This is a genomic window from Daejeonella sp. (genome assembly GCF_030684675.1).
Lineage (GTDB): Bacteria > Bacteroidota > Bacteroidia > Sphingobacteriales > Sphingobacteriaceae > Daejeonella.
Genome location: NZ_JAUXXZ010000070.1, coordinates 1 through 18,080, shown reverse-complemented (window position 1 = coordinate 18,080; position 18,080 = coordinate 1). Strand labels below are relative to the sequence as shown.

The following is an 18,080-nucleotide window of genomic DNA, read 5'->3' as shown; positions in this document are numbered from 1 at the left end:
TATTAGGTTTCTCTCTTTTTTAGTGCCGACTCATCGAGGCATTTCTGAAGAATTTCTGCAAACTCCTTATCATTTGGTGGCGCAAAAATATAATTATGCTCTCCAGGTATCTCATGTATCCTGATTCCCTTTAGTGCAAATGGTTTCCAGCCGAGATACTCGAAATCATCCATATAGAAAGTTCTTTTTTTTGCCCTGAAAAGCTCTATTGAACCATTATAGGGAGTAAATACATATTTTTCCCAGGCTTCTACATTCTTTACATCGATGTTATTGGAATATCCGAAAAATCCCTCCTGATTTTGTTCCTGACCATATTTGAGTTTCCAGTAGAATTGGATGAACCTGCGTTTTATTGCTTCAGTTTTGTACTCAATTGTACGTTTAGGGTCTTCACTGAACAGGGTGAAGGTATAAAGCAATTGTTTACTGAGGTATCTGGTCTTATTGAATAATCTTGTGAATGTAGAATCGTATCGGTCAGACTGATAGGCATAAGTATCAAACATGGCGAGCATTTTTACCTCCTTACCCATAGCTTTAAATTGCTTTGCCATCTCAAATGCTATGATACCTCCGAAAGAAAAACCTGCAATAGCATACGGTCCTTTTGGATTATGTTTTACTATTTCTGATATATAATAGGCAGCCATATCTTCGATTTTTTCCAATGGCTCGTCAATACCATTCAGCCCTCTTGCCTGTAGACCATATACCGGCTGATCAGGATCCATGTTTTTTGCCAGGGTATTAAAAAATAATACATTTAATCCAGCGCCATGAACAATATAAAGCGGCATTTTGTTGCCTTGTGGCTTGATAGCAACCAATGAATCCCAGGTAATTGATTTTGCATCCATTTCCAGCATCAGCGCCATTGATTCTACTGTGCTGTGTTCAAATAAGCTAGCCAATGGCAGCCGCTTTCCGGTCTCTTTTTCAAGCTGGTTGAGTACCTGTATTGCCATCATTGAATGTCCGCCTAATTCAAAAAAATCATCGAATACTCCCACGGCGTCAAGCCCCAGATTCTCAGCCCATATATGAGCGACAAGACTTTCAACATCCGTTCTGGGCGGAACGTAGCCTATTTTGGAGTCTGGCTGTTTATTAACTTTGTCTTTTTGTGAATTAGATTCAATTTTCTGTTTTGAATCAGCGATTTTACCTTTAGCAAGATCAAATTGTTTTGTAAAATCTGCAAATCCTGATATCTTAAATAGAGTGGTGATTGGTAATTTAACACCCGTCTCTTTTTCAAGGCGCGTCATTACCTGAACGGCCAAAAGTGAATGTCCACCCAGATCAAAGAAGTCGTCATTCAGGCCAAGCGATTCTATGTCTAAAACAACTTTCCAAACCTCAGCAATCAATTTCTCTGTCTCAGTTTTGGGTAGTGCTGGCTTTTTGTTTTCCAGGAGGCTCTCATTAGGCTTGGGTAGTGCTTTTCTATCAATTTTTCCATTTGGAAGTAATGGAAATTGGCTTAGAATTACAAAATCACCTGGAACCATATATGATGGTAATAACTCCTTAATGCCTTGTTTCCATGCGGCTATCTGAGATGAATTCAGGTTATTAGCCTCTGTGTCAGGAATGACATAAGCTACCAGCCTTTGATCTCCTGGACGGTCTTCTCTGGCAATTACTAAAGATTCTTTAACCTTGTCCTGTTCATTTAAAGCTTCCTCAATAGCACCTAATTCAATGCGATATCCTCTTATTTTGACCTGATTGTCGACCCGCCCAAAACACTGGACTTCTCCGTTATCCAGAAATTTCCCCAGATCACCGCTGCGATAAATTCTGTTGGATATTTCGGGTGATATTGGATTCTGAATAAAACTTTTTGCCGTAAGTTCAGGCTTATTGAGATATGCTCTTGCTAGTCCGGCACCCCCAATATATATTTCTCCTGTGCGTCCGGCAGGTACCGGTCGCAGGTGCTGGTCGAGAATATAGATCTGAGTATTCGCAATCGGGTGCCCGATACTAATTTGTGCATCAGTATCTTTAATCTGTTTTACTGCCGACCATATAGTAGTCTCTGTTGGCCCGTACATGTTCCATAGCGAAGTACATCGGGCCATTAATGCTTCTGCCAGGTCTTTACTGAGTGCTTCTCCGCCACAAAGTACTTTGAGTTCAAGCCGTTCATTCCAATTACTCTCTACCATCATTCGCCAGGTAGATGGTGTAGCCTGCATGATACTTACTTTTTCTGTTCTTATCAGGTCTAGCAGTTCTCTTGCATCCTTTGCTATATCAGCGTCGGTGATCAGGAGCTCTGCACCGCTGATCAGCGGGAGATATAATTCAAGTCCGGAGATATCAAAGGAAATTGTAGTCATCGCCAGTAACTTATCCTGAGCAGAAATGCCCGGTTCCTTCTGCATACTGCATAAAAAGTTGCAAAGGCTATGGTGTTCAATGGCTATTCCTTTAGGCTTGCCGGTTGATCCTGATGTGTAGATCACATACGCAAGGTCAGTTCCCTTAACTTCTACAAGAGGTTCAGTACTAGGATAATTGATCAGTTCCGGAAAAATTTCTTCAAGTACGATCTCTTTTGTCCCCTCTCTGGTAAATTGGTTTTTATATTTATGAGAACTGATTAACACCCTGGCTGCTGAATCCTCCAGCATATATTCAATTCGCTTGATAGGATATTCAGGATCAACAGGAACATATGCTGCTCCTGTTTTCATAATAGCCAACAAACAGATCAGGAGTTCAGCAGAACGGTCGACTGCCAGCGCGATTGTATCTCCCTGACAAACCTGATTTTCAATTAAATAGTGGGCAAGCTGATTGGCTTTCTCATTCAGCTCTCTGTAGCTGGTGGTACTATTATTGTACCTAACAGCAATTTTATCAGGATGTTTCTCTGCATTTTCTGAAACAAATTTATAGATTGGTTTGTCTTCAGGATAGCTGAATTGCGTATCATTCCATCCGGCAATTTTTTTCAAAAAATCGCTTCGGTCACTGAAAAGAACGTCTTTTAATTTTATCTGAGGATCTTTAACAAGGGTATTCAGAAGAGACTCAAATTGCTCCATCATTTGTTTGATAGTTTCCGACCTGAACAACTGGGTGTTATAGGTCCATTCTATTTTGAAATCTTCATCTTCAATTGTTGCATTAATAAATAGCTCAAAGTTCTCATAATCCCTTTTATTGGATAAAACGTTACATTCTAATCCCTCAAAATTGATCATACCTCCCAAACCCTGATCAAGACTGAATACCACTGAGACTAAAGTTGCTCTGGAAGGGTCACGTGGAATATTCAGATTTTTCAGAAGGCTTCCGAATGTAAACTGCTGATGATCGTATGCATCGAGAGTAGCGAACTTTCTTTCTTTAAGATATTGTGTGAAAGACATTTCATCCTTAAGCCTGCATCTGATCGGAAGCAGGTTGATACAGTGCCCCATCAGGTGGTAATTATCTGTAATCGCCTGTCCCGCCGAAGGGAGTCCCAGAACAATATCATCCTGACCACTCAGTTTATAGAGTAAAATTTCAAATACTGTCCGAAGGGTAATTGCAAGGCTTGAACCCTGCTTATTACTGAAACCTTTAATATCACTAAACAAATTCTTATCCAGGATAGTATCTAAACGATTACTTTTATTAGTTCTGATGGCCGGCCGTTGGAAATCCGTTGGCAAGTCGAGTACAGGTACATTATCTTTAAACTGGTCTTGCCAGAATTGTTCAATTTGCTTGTAATCATTGCTTTGAGAAAATTTCTTTTGATCTAAGGCATATTGGGTAAAGGAATTTGCTTCAGCCAATTCAGAAGGTTCATTTTTGATACGGGCCGAGTATAATTTACCGAGTTCATCGAGAAAAATCCCCATTGACCATCCGTCACATATGATATGGTGGGCGGTAAAGATCAGTGCATGATTATTATTCTCAAGTTTGAATAAGGATAACTTATACAATGGGCCATTTTGCAAATCGAAGACTGTGTTGACCTCAGATTCTATAAAATCAGCAATAAAATTTTTATTCTGATCATTGTCCTTATGGCTCAGATCTTCAAATTTGAGATCCAGTAATTGTTTGGAAGAGATACATATCTGAGAGGCATCACTAGTAAAGACTGATCTCAGGGATTCATGACGGTCAATTAAATCCTGAAGGCTTTGTTCAAGAAAAGTGCGGTTAAGAGGCCCTGAAATATTTAGAGTAACAGAAAGATTGTATGCCAGGCTTGCTTCATCACCACCTAAAAGACAGGATATTAAGATCTCTATCTGAGATTCTGTAGCCGGAACAAAGACCCTTTCCGGGTTTAGCTGAAGGTCGTTTCTTTCAGTTTTATTCATAAAGAAGCCCTTGAGAACAGGAGGGCAAACTCTTCTAAAGTAGTAAATTTAAACAAACTTGTCAAAGGTAATCTTAAACCGGTTTCCTTCTCCATTCTGATCATAACCTGTACGGCTATAAGAGAATGCCCTCCGAGTTCAAAGAAGTCATCATCTAATCCAACAGACTCTAATCCTAATGTTTCAGCCCATATTCTTGCGACCAATTTTTCTGTGGCTGTGTGGGGCGTAGCTTTTTCCTGATTATTTTCAAGTTTCTCTTCAGGTTTGGGTAATGCCTTTCTATTGGTCTTGCCATTGGGAAGTAAGGGTAATTTTTTTAGCAGCACAAATTCAGCCGGGATCATTTGGAGAGGCAGTAATTCTTTCAGGCCTTCTTTCCACTCCATCAGCTGATCCGCTGAGGCAGTTAGTTCACCTGAATAGGGGTCTCTGGCATAATCAAATGCTGAATCCTTAAGCGGACTTAGAATCTCCCCTGCTTCCGGAAGCCTGTCAGACTTTTCAAATGGAATAAATATCACGTCAAAGCAGCCATCTGCACCATCATTCGTCCAGCGTACATGACTGATATACCCCATTTCGGTTCCCAGATTCCAGAAAGGATGCGGAGTCAGGCCTTCATGAGCTGAAGCCAATAAGGTTTTGGCATCTTTTACCGATGCATCATCAGCAATATTGTTAAGAATTTGCTGAAGGGAATAGTCATTTATCGTTCTTATATTGAACACTTTATGAAGCTTGACAACCTTCCCTGGAAATTTCTTTAACTCATTTTTTATCCAGTCTATACTATTTCCAGCTTGCCATTTGATCTGAATATCTGGCTTTATACTTGCAGATTCAGCATTAACATACAACCAGATATCATAATGATACTTGGTCGTTTCGTTTATATGCTTCCCCTTCCTTAATTGAACATTCACGCCACTTATTTCAGGAATCAGTTCAGGCAGTTTATAGAAAAATCCCGGATCGGCAACCAGCTCATCTTCAAGCTTAACCCGGCGGTCACATATCTTTTTAAATTCAAAAATTTTCAGGTTTTCATCAGTTCTGTTTAACTGATCATAAGCATGATACATTGGCAAAGTACTTTTGCCCTGCATGTCGCCAATGTAAATACATCCTCCATTTTTTATTGCCCTGCAGGCCTCTTTAATAACCTTCACCAGGTATGAGGCATCCGGAAAATACTGAACAACCCCATTAATGATTACCAGATCCAGAGTATCTTCTTTGACAAAAGAGAAATCATCGGCCAGTGCGGTAATTGCACTTACGTTTTCCCATTTCTCAGGGTCAGCGCTAAGTTTTTCTTTTAACTTCTCGATCGCAGTTTCTGCATAATCTGTAGCAATGAAACTTTCAGCGAAGGGAGCAAGTTCGAATACCAGCTGTCCGGCACCGCAACCCAGCTCCATTACTGTTTTAGCATTAATTGCTTTGATCCGGTCTACCGATTGCTTTAGCCATTCTTCAACCTCCTCCCGTATATCAGTCCTGCCGCTTATTTCCTGTGCAACCGCAATGTCGAGTTGCTGTTCACTTATGCTTAGCTCACTTTCAGACTGAATTCCCCGTTTATAAAGATCTTCCCATCTTTCCTGCCATGAGGGCGATTTACGGTTCCCTTCAATATGTTCAGGGACAATATAGGCTACCAGTTTTTTATCACCCGGAAGGTCTTCCCTTGCAATTACAACAGCTTCCTTTATCGAATTCTGCATTAGCAGCGATTCTTCTATTGCCCCAAGTTCAATACGATGCCCCCTGATTTTAACCTGATTATCTATCCTTCCAAGACATTGGATCTCACCTTCTGCTGTGTATCTACCAAGATCACCGGTACGGTACATTTTTTTATCGGACTGATCTGAAAAAGGATCCTTAACAAAAGCTGCCGCTGTCAAACCCGGATTATTTAGATAAGCTCTGGCCAGTCCATCTCCGGCAATATAGATCTCGCCTGTGCCTCCCTTCCTAACCGGTTTAAGGTATTGGTCGAGCAGGTATACCTGAGTATTGGCTATCGGTCTGCCGATTGTTATTGTCTGATCAAAGTTGCTGATCTGTTTATGGGTTGACCAGATAGTGGTTTCCGTCGGACCATACATATTCCAAAGGGAACTGCACTTTTCCTTCAGACTTCCGGCAAGGTCCCGGGATAAGGCTTCACCTCCACAAAGTACTTTGATGTTGATTGCTTCATTCCATCCGGCATCCAGTATCATTCTCCAGGAGGATGGTGTTGCCTGCATGATACTGATCTTTTCAGTCCTGATCAGAACCAGCAGAAGACGACCATCCTTAATTGATTCTGAATCAGCCAGAACTAATTCGGCACCACTGATGAGCGGTAGGTAAAGTTCGAGCCCGGCAATATCAAATGAAATTGTCGTGACTGCCAGAAGGCGGTCGTCAGGACTGATGCCCGGTACTTTCTGCATGCTGAAGAGGAAATTCACCAAACTATGATGTTCGATTTGGGTTCCTTTTGGTTTGCCAGATGATCCTGATGTATAAATTACATAAGCAAGGTCAGAACCATTTACAGCTACATTCGGATCCTCTTTAGAACATTCCTCTAGTTCATTCTGAACATCATCAAGGATAATTTCTTCGCTATCAGAAGATAATTTATTTTGATAAGCACTTGAAGTCAGTAATATTTTTGCTGAAGAATCTTTCAGCATGTATTCAATTTGTTTTTTCGGATAGGCGGGATCAAGTGGTACATAGGCTGCACCTGATTTCATAATGGCGAGCAGGGCGATGATCAGTTCTTCAGATCTGTCGAGCGCCAGGGCAATTCTGTCACCTTTTGCTATTCCCTGATTGATTAAAAGATTTGCTAAACGGTTGGCTCTTTCGTTCAAGTCCTGATAGGAGATATTCTTATTCCTGAAACTAACTGCATTTTTTTGGGGATACTCTCTGGCTTTCTGACTGATCAGTTTATGCAGGGAGCTGTCTTTAGGGTAAATCGTATCGGTGTTATTCCATTCAAAAGTATCCCCCGATCCACTGGTATTAATATCCCGGATCTTTATTTCAGGATTTTCAGTCACCTGATGCAGCAGTTCAGTAAAATCCTCCATCATTCCCCTGATGGTTTCGGCACTGAATAGTTGGGTATTATATGACCATTCAAGGATTAGTGAATCACCTGAGCCACTTGCATTTAAGAATATTTCAAAGTTCTCGTATTCCCTTTTGTTAATGAGGAGTTCATGCTTTATCCCTTCGAATTTTACACCCTCATTCAGCCCGATATCAATATTAAATACTATCGGGATAAGAGGAACACGTGAGGCATCCCTGCTGATATTCAGCTTTTTAAGAAGGCTTCCGAAAGTATATTGTTGATTTTCGTAAGCATCAAATATTGCTGATTTTCTGATTTTCAGGAATTCCAGGAAAGTAAAATCGCCATTATGATGACTTTTGAGAGGGAGCATATTGACGCAATGCCCAACCAGGCCATTATAACCTTCTTCCGACTGTCCAGCAGATGGAACACCCAGAATGATATCACTTTGACCGGATATACGATGAAGGAACACTTCAAAAGCAATCAACATGCCGCTTACAAAGCTACAACCTGATTTCGCCCCCATTTTTTTAACCGCATTGATCAAATCAGGCTTTAATACAAAATCATCACGATGGCTTTTGTAGGTTCTGAATTCGGGGCGCGGAAAATCGGTCGGTAGATCCAGTTCGGGTACATCATCCATGAACTGCTTCATCCAGAAGGATTCAATTGACTTATAGTCTGCACTTTGCTGGAATGCCCTTTGTTTTACCGCGTAATCGGCAAAGGTAGGAGCCACAGGTAATTCTGCAATTTCAGATTTTAAACCAGCGGAATACAGTTTCCCTAAATCCTGCATGATGATACTGATCGACCAGCCATCACAGATGATGTGATGACTTGAAAGAGTCAGATGATGGCTATCCTCTGCAAGTTTGAAGAGCTTAACCCTGAATAAGGGACCTGTTAGCAGGTTGAAAGATGTCTTAGCATCTTCAACCAGAAACTGATCGATTAAATCTTTTTGACGATCAGGATCAGTGCCGCTGATGTCCTGATAATTATATTGAAGCTTGCCTTCTGAAAAAATGCATAATTGTTTACCATCTGCACTGAAACCTGATCTTAGGGCATCATGCCTTTTAAAAAGATCCTGTAGTGATTTTTCAAGTGAAGGATAATTCAGTTCACCCTGAAGGATCAGGGAAACCGACTCGTTATATGAACGGTTTGCCTCTTCACCTCCGATCAGGCATGAAGCCCAAATTTCGGCCTGAGGTTCGGTAGCCGGAACAACATTCTCGATCTCAGGACCCGCAAAGGGATCAAATTCAACAGGTTGAAAGTTGTAGTCCGATTCTTGCATTGTATTATTCCTTGTGTTTTACTTGTAAGTATTTGCCTGGATTTTCGGGATCTGCGATAAACCATGCAGGATTTCCTTCCCGGTCTCTTCCCAATCTTGCTCCCGGTACTGGAGGTTCATTTTCCGGTTTTTCTATACTAATATCGGGAGAATAATTCTTTTTTGATTCCAGAAAACAGGCAGAAATCAGCTGTTTCAAACTATCTTCAAAGGCTTCAATAATGGAATCAAGCTCGGCTCCGGTATGACTTTCGGTAACAAAACAAGGAAATCCATCCCATATATGTATGCCTATTTCCCGCATCAGTGTAAAGAGGAGTTCGCTATATGGGATTTCTTCATCGAATCGGATTTTCCACATAGATCCAAAACCAACAATTGAAATCGGCACTTTTAACTGGAGACAGATGGAATTTAATCTGCTCATCAGTCCCACAGCCTTATGACTAAGTTCCTGTTGCAGGGCTGGCCCCCTTAATTTGAAATATTCCAATGATGCTTTAGCCGCTGCTAATGCCAAAGGATGTCTGACGAAAGTACCGGCAAAATAGGTTACTCCAGCTTCAGGTACAGATTGATCCCCATATTGCCAGAAGCCGCCATCCAGCGCATCCATAAACTGTTTCTTGCCTGCTATCGCTCCGATTGGCAGACCACCTCCGATCACTTTACCATAGGATGAAATGTCGGGTTTGATGCCAAAGAGAGCCTGCGCACCACCAGGATGCATCCTGAAGCCTGTAATTACTTCATCAAATATCAAAACTGTTCCGCTTTTCTCTGTAATCTCTCTGACTTTCTTTAAAAAATCAATCGGATGGAAATCCGGGCGCCGGCTTTGGACCGGTTCAACCAGAATGGCGGCAAGCTCATGGGCCCTTTCCTGAATAATTTTCAGGCTTTCCTCCGTCCCATAATCAAGGATGAGCATGTTTTGTACAGCCTCCAGCATGATGCCCGCTGCTGCCGGAATGGAGCGGAATGTTTTTGTGCCCCTGACAATCACTTCATCAAAAACTCCATGATAGGATCCCGAAAAGGCAACAATGAGCGACCTGCCGCTTACGGTGCGGGCAATACGTATGGTTCCTAAAACCGCCTCAGAACCGGTACTGCAAAGTGCTGCACGATCTGAATTGGTAAATTCGCAGATAAGTTTGCAAACATCACCGGCAAGTTCATGCTGTGGACCGATCTCATAGCCTTTATCCATCTGATCCCTGATCGCATTTAAAACTGAATCAGGTTGGAAACCGAGCATATTGGAACCAAATCCGTTCAATGCGTCAATATATTCATTGTCGTCGAGATCCCAAATCCTGCTGCCTTTGGATTTTTTGACGACGATCGGGTAAATGATCTCTTTGGTTAGCGGCCTGAATCCCGAAACTACCCGTGGATCAGCCATATAAGCCCTATGCTTCTGTGTATACTCTTTACTGCCCCGTGTCTTCCGGTTGTAGCGCCCAATCAGATCATTTAAGAAGCTGGTTTGAACCGGATTTAATTCCAGACTTTGTTTCTCAATTCTTGGACTCGCTCCAAATGGCTTTTTAATTTCTTTTTCTTCCTCTGGGCTCAGGCCGGCCGGACTGAGCTTGCCAAAGCGGATAAGATCCAGTTTGCTATTCAGTTCAGTGATCTGGCGGTTTATCTCAGCCTCCGGACCGGTTTCAACAAAAGCAGCATTCTGGAATGCATCTGACGGAAGTCCTGCGTCCAAATGATCTGCCAATAAGTTCAAGGTATTCAGATCTTCATTCAGTTGGCGGAAACTGATAGGAAGGGAAAATTCCCGTTTGAGTGTAATCGCGACCTGGGTCAGAAGTAAGGAATCGAGACCGATCTCTATAAAATTAAGGTTCGGATTAACATCCTTCATTTCTATGCCTGATGCACTTTCCAGAATGCGGCTTATTTTTTGGATCAGAATATCTTTCCTGCTGAGATTTATTTCTTTAGCCTGATTATTCTCCTGATTTTCCTGTACGGCGATGGTTCGGGGAGTTGAATAATTTGTCTGCCCCGGTTCAACCCAGCATCGCTTGCGGTCAAATGCATAATTTGGCAGGTTAATAATTTGGGGATACCCTTCATATAGGTTCCTCCATTCAGGAATAATTCCATTTTGCCAGAGTTTCCCCAGAGATCTAAGGACTGAAGCATACTCAGAATCGACTCTATCTTCAAAACCGGCAATTGCATTGAGGTTTGTTCCCTTAGACTGTTGTTTTGCGAAGGTAGCAGCTGCATTACCCGGGCCTACTTCCAGCAACAAGCGTGTTGGTTCTTCCCACAATGTACTGATTGTATTGGTAAAACGTACCGGTAAACGAATCTGATTAATCCAGTAGCTAGTACTGCAGGCTTCGGCTTCAGACATCCATTTGCCGGTAACCGAAGAAACCAAAGGAATTCTAGGAGGATTCAGAGAAACGGTATGCACCACCTTGCTGTAATTTTCTTTCATTCCGTCCATCATAGACGAATGAAAGGCATGACTTGTTTTAATCAGTCGGTTTGGGATACTTTTTGCCTGAAGTTCTGCTGAAAAAATCTGAATCTGATCTGATGGTCCTGAGACCACACTCAAATCAGGACTGTTATATGCTGCAATAGATAAATCCCCTGTTAATTGTTTTTCAATTTCTTCGGGCAGGGCTTTAACGGCCAGCATACTTCCCCCTTCTAATTCACTTGCAAGACGTGCTCGTTCTGAAACGAGTTTAAGGGCATCTTCCAGACTGAAAATTCCAGCCAGATGAGCTGCTGCAAATTCGCCGATGCTATGACCGCATAAAGCCACCGGACGGATTCCCCAACTGATCCAGAGCTTCGCCATCGCATATTCAGTAACAAATAAGGCCGGCTGCGTGTATCGCGTATTATGAATCTTCTCTTCCTCTGCCGGATCAGCATACAGAATATTTCGGATATCTACTTTCAACCAGGGCATGAGCAGATTGGCACATTCATCCACTGCATCTCTGAAAATCTTTTCCTGATTGTAGAGACCTGCGCCCATGTTCTGGTACTGTGAACCCTGTCCGGGGAATATAAATGCAAGTTCTGTTGCACTTTCTTTTAATACTTTGGAGTCGGAAACCTTGTTAAGGTCTTCGCTTAGTTTTTGAGCCAGATCAGCGGCATCGTCTGCAATAATAAATCTTCTCTGTGCAAAATCACGGCGGGTAGACTGCAGTGTCCATGCAATATCACTGAGCTTCATTTCCGGATTTCTCTTCAGGTAATCAAGGAGTTTCGAAGCATATTGGTTCAGACTTTCTTCAGAATTCGCCGACCAGTTGATCAGCTGTGCTTTGGAAGAAGCCTCAGTTTTTCGTTCTGTTTGCCCGGCCTCTTCAAGAATGACATGGACATTGGTTCCCCCAACACCAAAAGAACTGACTCCTGCTCTTCTTTTTTCAGTGCTTTCCCAGGAGCTGAGTTTATCATTGACATAAAAAGGGCTGTTTTCAAAATCGATATCAGGGTTTGGCCGATCAAAGAAAAGAGAGGGAGGGAGCTGTTTTTTATGCAGAGCCAGTGTAGTTTTAATGAAGCCCGCTACCCCGGCCGCCTGAGTCAGGTGTCCCATATTACTTTTTATAGATCCAAGGGCACAGAATTGCTTTTCATCCTGAGAGCCGAAAGCCATTTTTAGGCCTTCTATTTCAATCGGATCGCCAAGAGGGGTTGCAGTACCATGGGTTTCAACGTAGCTGATGGTAGCAGGATCAATCCCTGCATCGGCAATAGCCATGCTGATCGTATCTGCTTGTCCTCCGGCATTTGGAGCTGTAAAACTGGCTTTCATGGCGCCGTCGTTATTCAGTCCGACACCTTTAATAATCGCATAGATCGTATCTCCATCGCGTTCGGCATCGGCACGGTTCTTTAATAGTACCACGCCTGCACCATCACTGAAAACAGTGCCACTTGCATTGGCATCGAATGGCCGGCAATGTCCATCCTTGCTCAGGATTGCACCTTCCTCATATAAATGCCCGCTTCGAATTGGGGCAGTAAGCGAACTCCCACCGGCAAGAGCCACATCGCATTGTCCTTTTCTCAGGCTTTCAACCGCCTGAGCAATGGCAAGCAATGAAGTTGAGCAGGCAGAATAAACGCTGACTGCCGGGCCTTTGAGATCGAGTTCAAAGGCAGTCCGCATTGCGATATAATCTTTTTCATTCAGCGTGGAAACCTGGAATGCTCCGGCTGCGGCAATCAGATCAGGACGGGTATGTATATTGTTGAGATAGTAAGTATTGGTGCCGCTACCTGCAAAAACACCAACCTTTCCATCATATCTTTCGGGGAGATGGCCGGTACTTTCCAGCACTTCCCAGGCAATTTCCAAAAATATCCGTTGCTGTGGATCCATCAGTTCTGCCATTCTGCTGTTCATCCCGAAGAAGCGGGCATCGAAATACTCTGCCTGTTCCAATACCCCACGGGCTTTAACATAATTGGGGTTTTTGCTTAATTCTGGATGGATGGTCGGGTCGAGTCCCTCATCGCTAAAAAAGCTTGTAGTTTCTTTACCCGACTGCAAAACATCCCACAGTTCCTCAATACTGGAGGCCCCCGGGAAACGGCCTGACATTCCTATAACTGCGATGTCGGTGCCTGATGGGCCGTTCCTATTTGTTTCTGACCTTTGCGTACTTGTTTTACCACCAAGATATAAAGCGACCTTGCTGATGTATGGATCCTGATAAAGCCGTGTGACCGGAAGATTGAGTTGGTGTTGTTGCTTCAGCATTGCTACAAAACGAAGTGCAAGCAGTGAATTTCCTCCAAGTTCAAAGAAATTATCGTTTACCCCAACCTTGTCCAGACTTAGAACAGATGCCCAGAGCTTTGCCAGCAATTTCTCTGTCTCTGAAAATGGAGCCTTATAAAGTACCTGAAGATCAGGTCGCTCTATACCAGGAAGAGGCAGGGCTTTTCGGTCGACTTTCCCATTGCTGCTTAAGGGCAGTTCAGGAATGTCAATGAAAAGAGCAGGAACCATGTATTCCGGTAATTTTGATCTTAGGTGTTCCTGTAATTTTTCTTTATCGTATTTCCCTTCAGAACCTACGAGATAAGCTATCAGTTTCTTTTCAGAATTATTGTCTTCTTTTACATGAACCAGACATTGTCTTATTCCACCAAACTCCAGAATGACATTTTCTATTTCACCAGGTTCAATCCTGAACCCACGGATCTTTACTTGCTCATCTGCACGCCCGAGGTATTCAATGGTACCATCTTCAAGCCATCGGGCAAGGTCGCCGCTGCGATAAAGGCGGTTATGTTCATTAATGGCAAAAGGGTTTTTCAGAAAACGGCTGGCATTGAGCTCCGGCCGGTTTAAATAACCCCGAGCAACCTGCACACCTCCGATATATAATTCGCCTTCTTCGTCGATAGCACATGGATCCTGATTCTTATTCAGAATATAGATGCTTGTATTCGCGACAGGTTTGCCGATGTAAACTTTTTTTGCATTCAGTGGGGCCGGCCAGCAAGTCACATCAATTGCAGCTTCAGTAGGTCCGTATAAATTGAATAATCCCGCATGTCCCAATTTTTCCCCAAAAAGGGAAAGCTGGTGTGGAAAAAGCTCCTCACCTGAACACAATACCCGTCGAATACTTTTACAGCTCCCTTCCCGGATACCAAGAAGGAAAATTTCGAGCATGGAGGGCACAAAATGGATTGTAGTAACCTCTTGTTTATCAATTAGTTCTTCGAGGTATTGGCTATCTTTTTGTCCGCCGGGTTTTGCCATAACGAGTTTTGCTCCAACCATTAAGGGCCATAGCAATTCCCATACTGAAACGTCAAAGCAGAAAGTGGTTTTTTGCAGAACAACGTCATTCTGCCCCAGATTAAAAAAACTCTGTGTCCAGTTCAATCGGTTAACCAGGCCCCTGTGTTCATTCATAACCCCCTTTGGACGGCCGGTTGAACCGGATGTATAGATTACATAGGCAAGGTCATCAGGGGAGATCCCTATCTCTGGGTCAGCTGTTGGGCTCTGTTGTAAACCTTGTTCAGAATCGAGTATTATGGCCTCCAGGCCGGGTTTATTGAATATTTCGAAATTCTTGCTCGTATTTTGATCTGTCAGAATAAGTTTCAGATCTGAATCTGCCAGCATGAAACTGATTCGCTCCGCAGGATATTCGGGGTCGATTGGCAGATACGCAGCACCGGCTTTCATTATGCCGAGTATTCCGCTAATCATCTCTGTGGATCGATCCAGACAGATACCAATTAAATCGTCTTTTTTGACTCCTTTTGATATCAAATGGTTGGCTATCTGATTTGTCCGGATGTTAAGTTCAGAATACGTTAGACTTTCATTTTCAAAAACAACAGCAGTTCGTTTTGAATTTGCTAAAGCAGCCAGATTGAAGAGCTCGCAATAATTTGTTGGGCCGGGGTAATCTACTCCGGTATCATTGAATGAAAACAGAACTTTTTCTCTTTCTTCTGGTTTTAACATGTTTGAGAGCCTCAATAATCAGCTATCAGGTTTGTCGGATCAAATAAAAAATTTAAATGGTAATTTGTTTTTTATTGAATAGCGATACCTGATTCCTGTTTGCAAATTGACTTTATTTTTAAGAATTTCCAATATGTTTTTTCTCAAATTCTAAAGAGCAGTTTTCATCGATATCTAAAAAATCTTTTTAGATCAATCAATTAGTTCATTAAGATATATGTTATATGCGATTTTGAGAACCCAAAAAGAGGACAATTCACAAAAATAAAACGAATTCATTGTTTCACTTTAGGGAAACATTCGTATCTTTGCATAGTGGACAAAAATCAGAAGCATAGAAAGATTACGTTTTACAAGAATTACTTTCAAGACTTTTTCGACAAACAAACAAAAAGGGTAAAAGCAAAAATTGTTTGGACTTTCGACTTAGTTGAAGACTTACAGAGAGTTCCAGAAACTTATCTCAAACATATTGAGAACACTGACGGACTTTATGAAATCCGAGTACAGCTAGGTAGTGATATTTTTAGTCCCGATAGCTATCGGGATGTTTTTTTGACCAAGGACAATTGGTTGTTTTAGCAAACGGATTTCAAAAGAAAACCCAAAAGACACCAAAGAAAGAAATTGAAAGGGCACTTAAAATAAAAGCAGAATATGAAAACGAAAAATTTAATGACTCTTGAGGAATTCAAAGAGAAAAACTATGGCAAGCGTGGAACAAAAGATCGTGACAACCTTGAAGCAGGTTATGAAAACTTCAAAATAGGAGCTTTAATTCACGATGCACGTTTAGAAATGGGAATGACACAAGAACAACTTGCAGAAAAAGTTGGGACGACAAAATCCTATATTTCAAAAATTGAGAACAATGTAAAAGAAGCTCGTATTTCGACACTTCAAAAAATAATTGAACTTGGTTTTGGAGGAAGATTAGAATTGAACATAAAACTCTAATGAACAAATTTACCGAATGAAGAAAAATAGTATATAAATATCTAATAAACAGATGCTTAGCTCCTTCTTTTAGCCTTTTCCCATAAGGCACTTTGCCGTCTGCCCCAATAGCGCTTTATTCCAGCCATTACTGCATAATTCATTACACAAAAATAATATGGGATGAAAAACAGTTTAATCCTTATATATTTTTGTTCAAAAATCAAACCAAACAAAGCAAGCAGATAAAAAATTACTTGTCCCAAAAGTAAAAGAGAATAGATAGGATTATCATTATAAATCGGAATCAAAATATTAAAAATTAGAACTAAGACAAGCAGGAAAGGGCTAATGGTCCAGCGTAGAACACGATGACTGATGTACTGGAAACTCAATGTGCCAAACCTGAAAATATTGAGTAGTTCTTTCAGCCGAAGTATAGATTGTATCCCCCCCGCCGCAATACGAATTTTTCGCTTTAATTCTTCTGTTATATTCTCGGAAGCGGTTTCAAAGGCATAGGCTTCAGGTTCATAAATAATGCGATAACTTTTTACGGCGATTAGCATGGAGATCATAAAATCATCGAGTATAGTGTCATTCTCTACTGCCTCATACAAATAGCTTCGGACGCTGAAAAGTTCACCAGCCGCACCTATTGTGGAATATAGTTCTGAGTCCCACTTTTTCAGGATAGATTCATATTGCCAGTAAAACCCTTCACCTGCGGTACTTGCATCGGCTAGTTCGTTAACTTTTATACGTTTTTCGCCTGCAACAGCACCCACACTTTCATCAGCATAATGACGGGCAATTTTGCAGAGCGCATCTTTGTTCAATTCGGTATTGGCATCTGTAAAAATGATAATCTCTGTTTTAACATAGGCCAGGGCGCGGTGCATAGCCGCAACCTTTCCTTTTCTTTCTTTCTGGTGAAGCAACTTAATTTGTGGGTATTCCTTTAAGATATCCGGAGTTCTGTCAGTCGAACCATCGGTAATAAAAATCAGTTCAAGTTTCCCATCGGGATACTCAAGTGCCAGAGTATTTCTGATTTTCTCAGATATAAAGTTTTCCTCATTATATGCTGCGATAAGCAATGTACATGTTGGTAGATCATCCCAGGCATAGAAAATTTCTGGCCGTTTACCCCTCATCATTCTTCTGATGAGTAGCATTAAATACAATATGAAGCCATAACCCAGATAGGTATAGAATATGATGAATAGGCTGATCCAGAAGATAATCTCCATGTATTAGTTTTCAGTTATCACCCGATAGCTATCGGGTTGCCAGTTGTCTGTAAATTACTCTTTATACCTTGGCTAAGTTCCCTCCTGCGTCGGGATGACATCGTGCTTCAATTAAAAGATCTTCCCCATTTCCTATTTCCCATTTTCAACCCGATAGCTATCGGGTTTCAACTGTCATCCCAATCCGTCCAGGGTGGAGAAGAACCCTTTTGTTATTGACACTAATTGTCAATTGTCCACTTTTTTGTGCGTCATGCTTGTCCCCCTTCGGAGGGGGCAGGGGGAGGATTTGATTGAAAAATCCTCCCCCTCCAAAACACTCAAGGCCCGCGCGCGCCCCTCTCCGAAGGAGTCCTATGGACCAAAGGGGGATATGAACGATCCTTTTTCAGTTTCAATTATCTGTTTGAAGATTGTGATTCATTTTAATTAAATGTCCATGCTAACTATAATTTTCAACTCTCCACTCTCCACTTTCAACTCTCCATTGTCCATTGTCCTTGTTGTCCTTGCCTGAATATGTTGACCGAAAATAGAGGTTTATAAACAATAAACCAAAATGAGATGGCAACAGTCAGTGAATATGAAAGATTAACAGTTCAGCAACGCAAGGTGCGTTATTTTAATGAAACCTTTAAGCGTT

6 protein-coding genes are annotated in these 18,080 nt (G+C 41.8%); 2 read left to right on the top strand and 4 right to left on the bottom strand.

The features are described 5' to 3' along the window. Positions 1–2 precede the first annotated feature (2 nt). From Q8M41_RS14935 to Q8M41_RS14925, 3 genes are read right to left on the bottom strand one after another with little or no spacing between them, the layout of a single operon-like run. The gene (locus Q8M41_RS14935; RefSeq protein ID WP_305366088.1) at positions 3–4,343 is read right to left on the bottom strand and encodes a non-ribosomal peptide synthetase; all 4,341 of its coding nucleotides are present in this window, start codon (positions 4,341–4,343) and stop codon (positions 3–5) included. Continuing rightward, positions 4,340–8,746 (bottom strand): amino acid adenylation domain-containing protein, encoded by a 4,407-nt coding sequence (locus Q8M41_RS14930; protein ID WP_305366087.1) that lies wholly within the window; start codon positions 8,744–8,746, stop codon positions 4,340–4,342. Before Q8M41_RS14930 ends, Q8M41_RS14935 begins: the two co-directional genes overlap by 4 nt. 4 nt (positions 8,747–8,750) lie before the next feature. After that, complete coding sequence (locus tag Q8M41_RS14925; RefSeq protein ID WP_305366086.1) at positions 8,751–15,248, bottom strand: polyketide synthase; 6,498 nt, start codon at positions 15,246–15,248, stop codon at positions 8,751–8,753. 569 nt (positions 15,249–15,817) lie between these two features. Here Q8M41_RS14925 and Q8M41_RS18240 point away from each other — a divergent pair. Together Q8M41_RS18240 and Q8M41_RS14920 are read left to right on the top strand one after the other, a co-directional pair. Next, complete coding sequence (locus tag Q8M41_RS18240; protein WP_370870520.1) at positions 15,818–15,934, top strand: type II toxin-antitoxin system RelE/ParE family toxin; 117 nt, start codon at positions 15,818–15,820, stop codon at positions 15,932–15,934. Continuing rightward, positions 15,906–16,205, top strand: a complete 300-nt coding sequence (locus tag Q8M41_RS14920; RefSeq protein WP_305366085.1) for a helix-turn-helix domain-containing protein — start codon at positions 15,906–15,908, stop codon at positions 16,203–16,205. The genes Q8M41_RS18240 and Q8M41_RS14920 overlap by 29 nt, the downstream gene beginning before the upstream one ends. Positions 16,206–16,261: 56 nt before the next feature. Here the strand turns inward: Q8M41_RS14920 and Q8M41_RS14915 are convergent, their stop codons facing one another. Continuing rightward, the gene (locus tag Q8M41_RS14915; RefSeq protein WP_305366084.1) at positions 16,262–17,437 is read right to left on the bottom strand and encodes a glycosyltransferase family 2 protein; all 1,176 of its coding nucleotides are present in this window, start codon (positions 17,435–17,437) and stop codon (positions 16,262–16,264) included. Between the last annotated feature and the right edge of the window lie 643 nt (positions 17,438–18,080).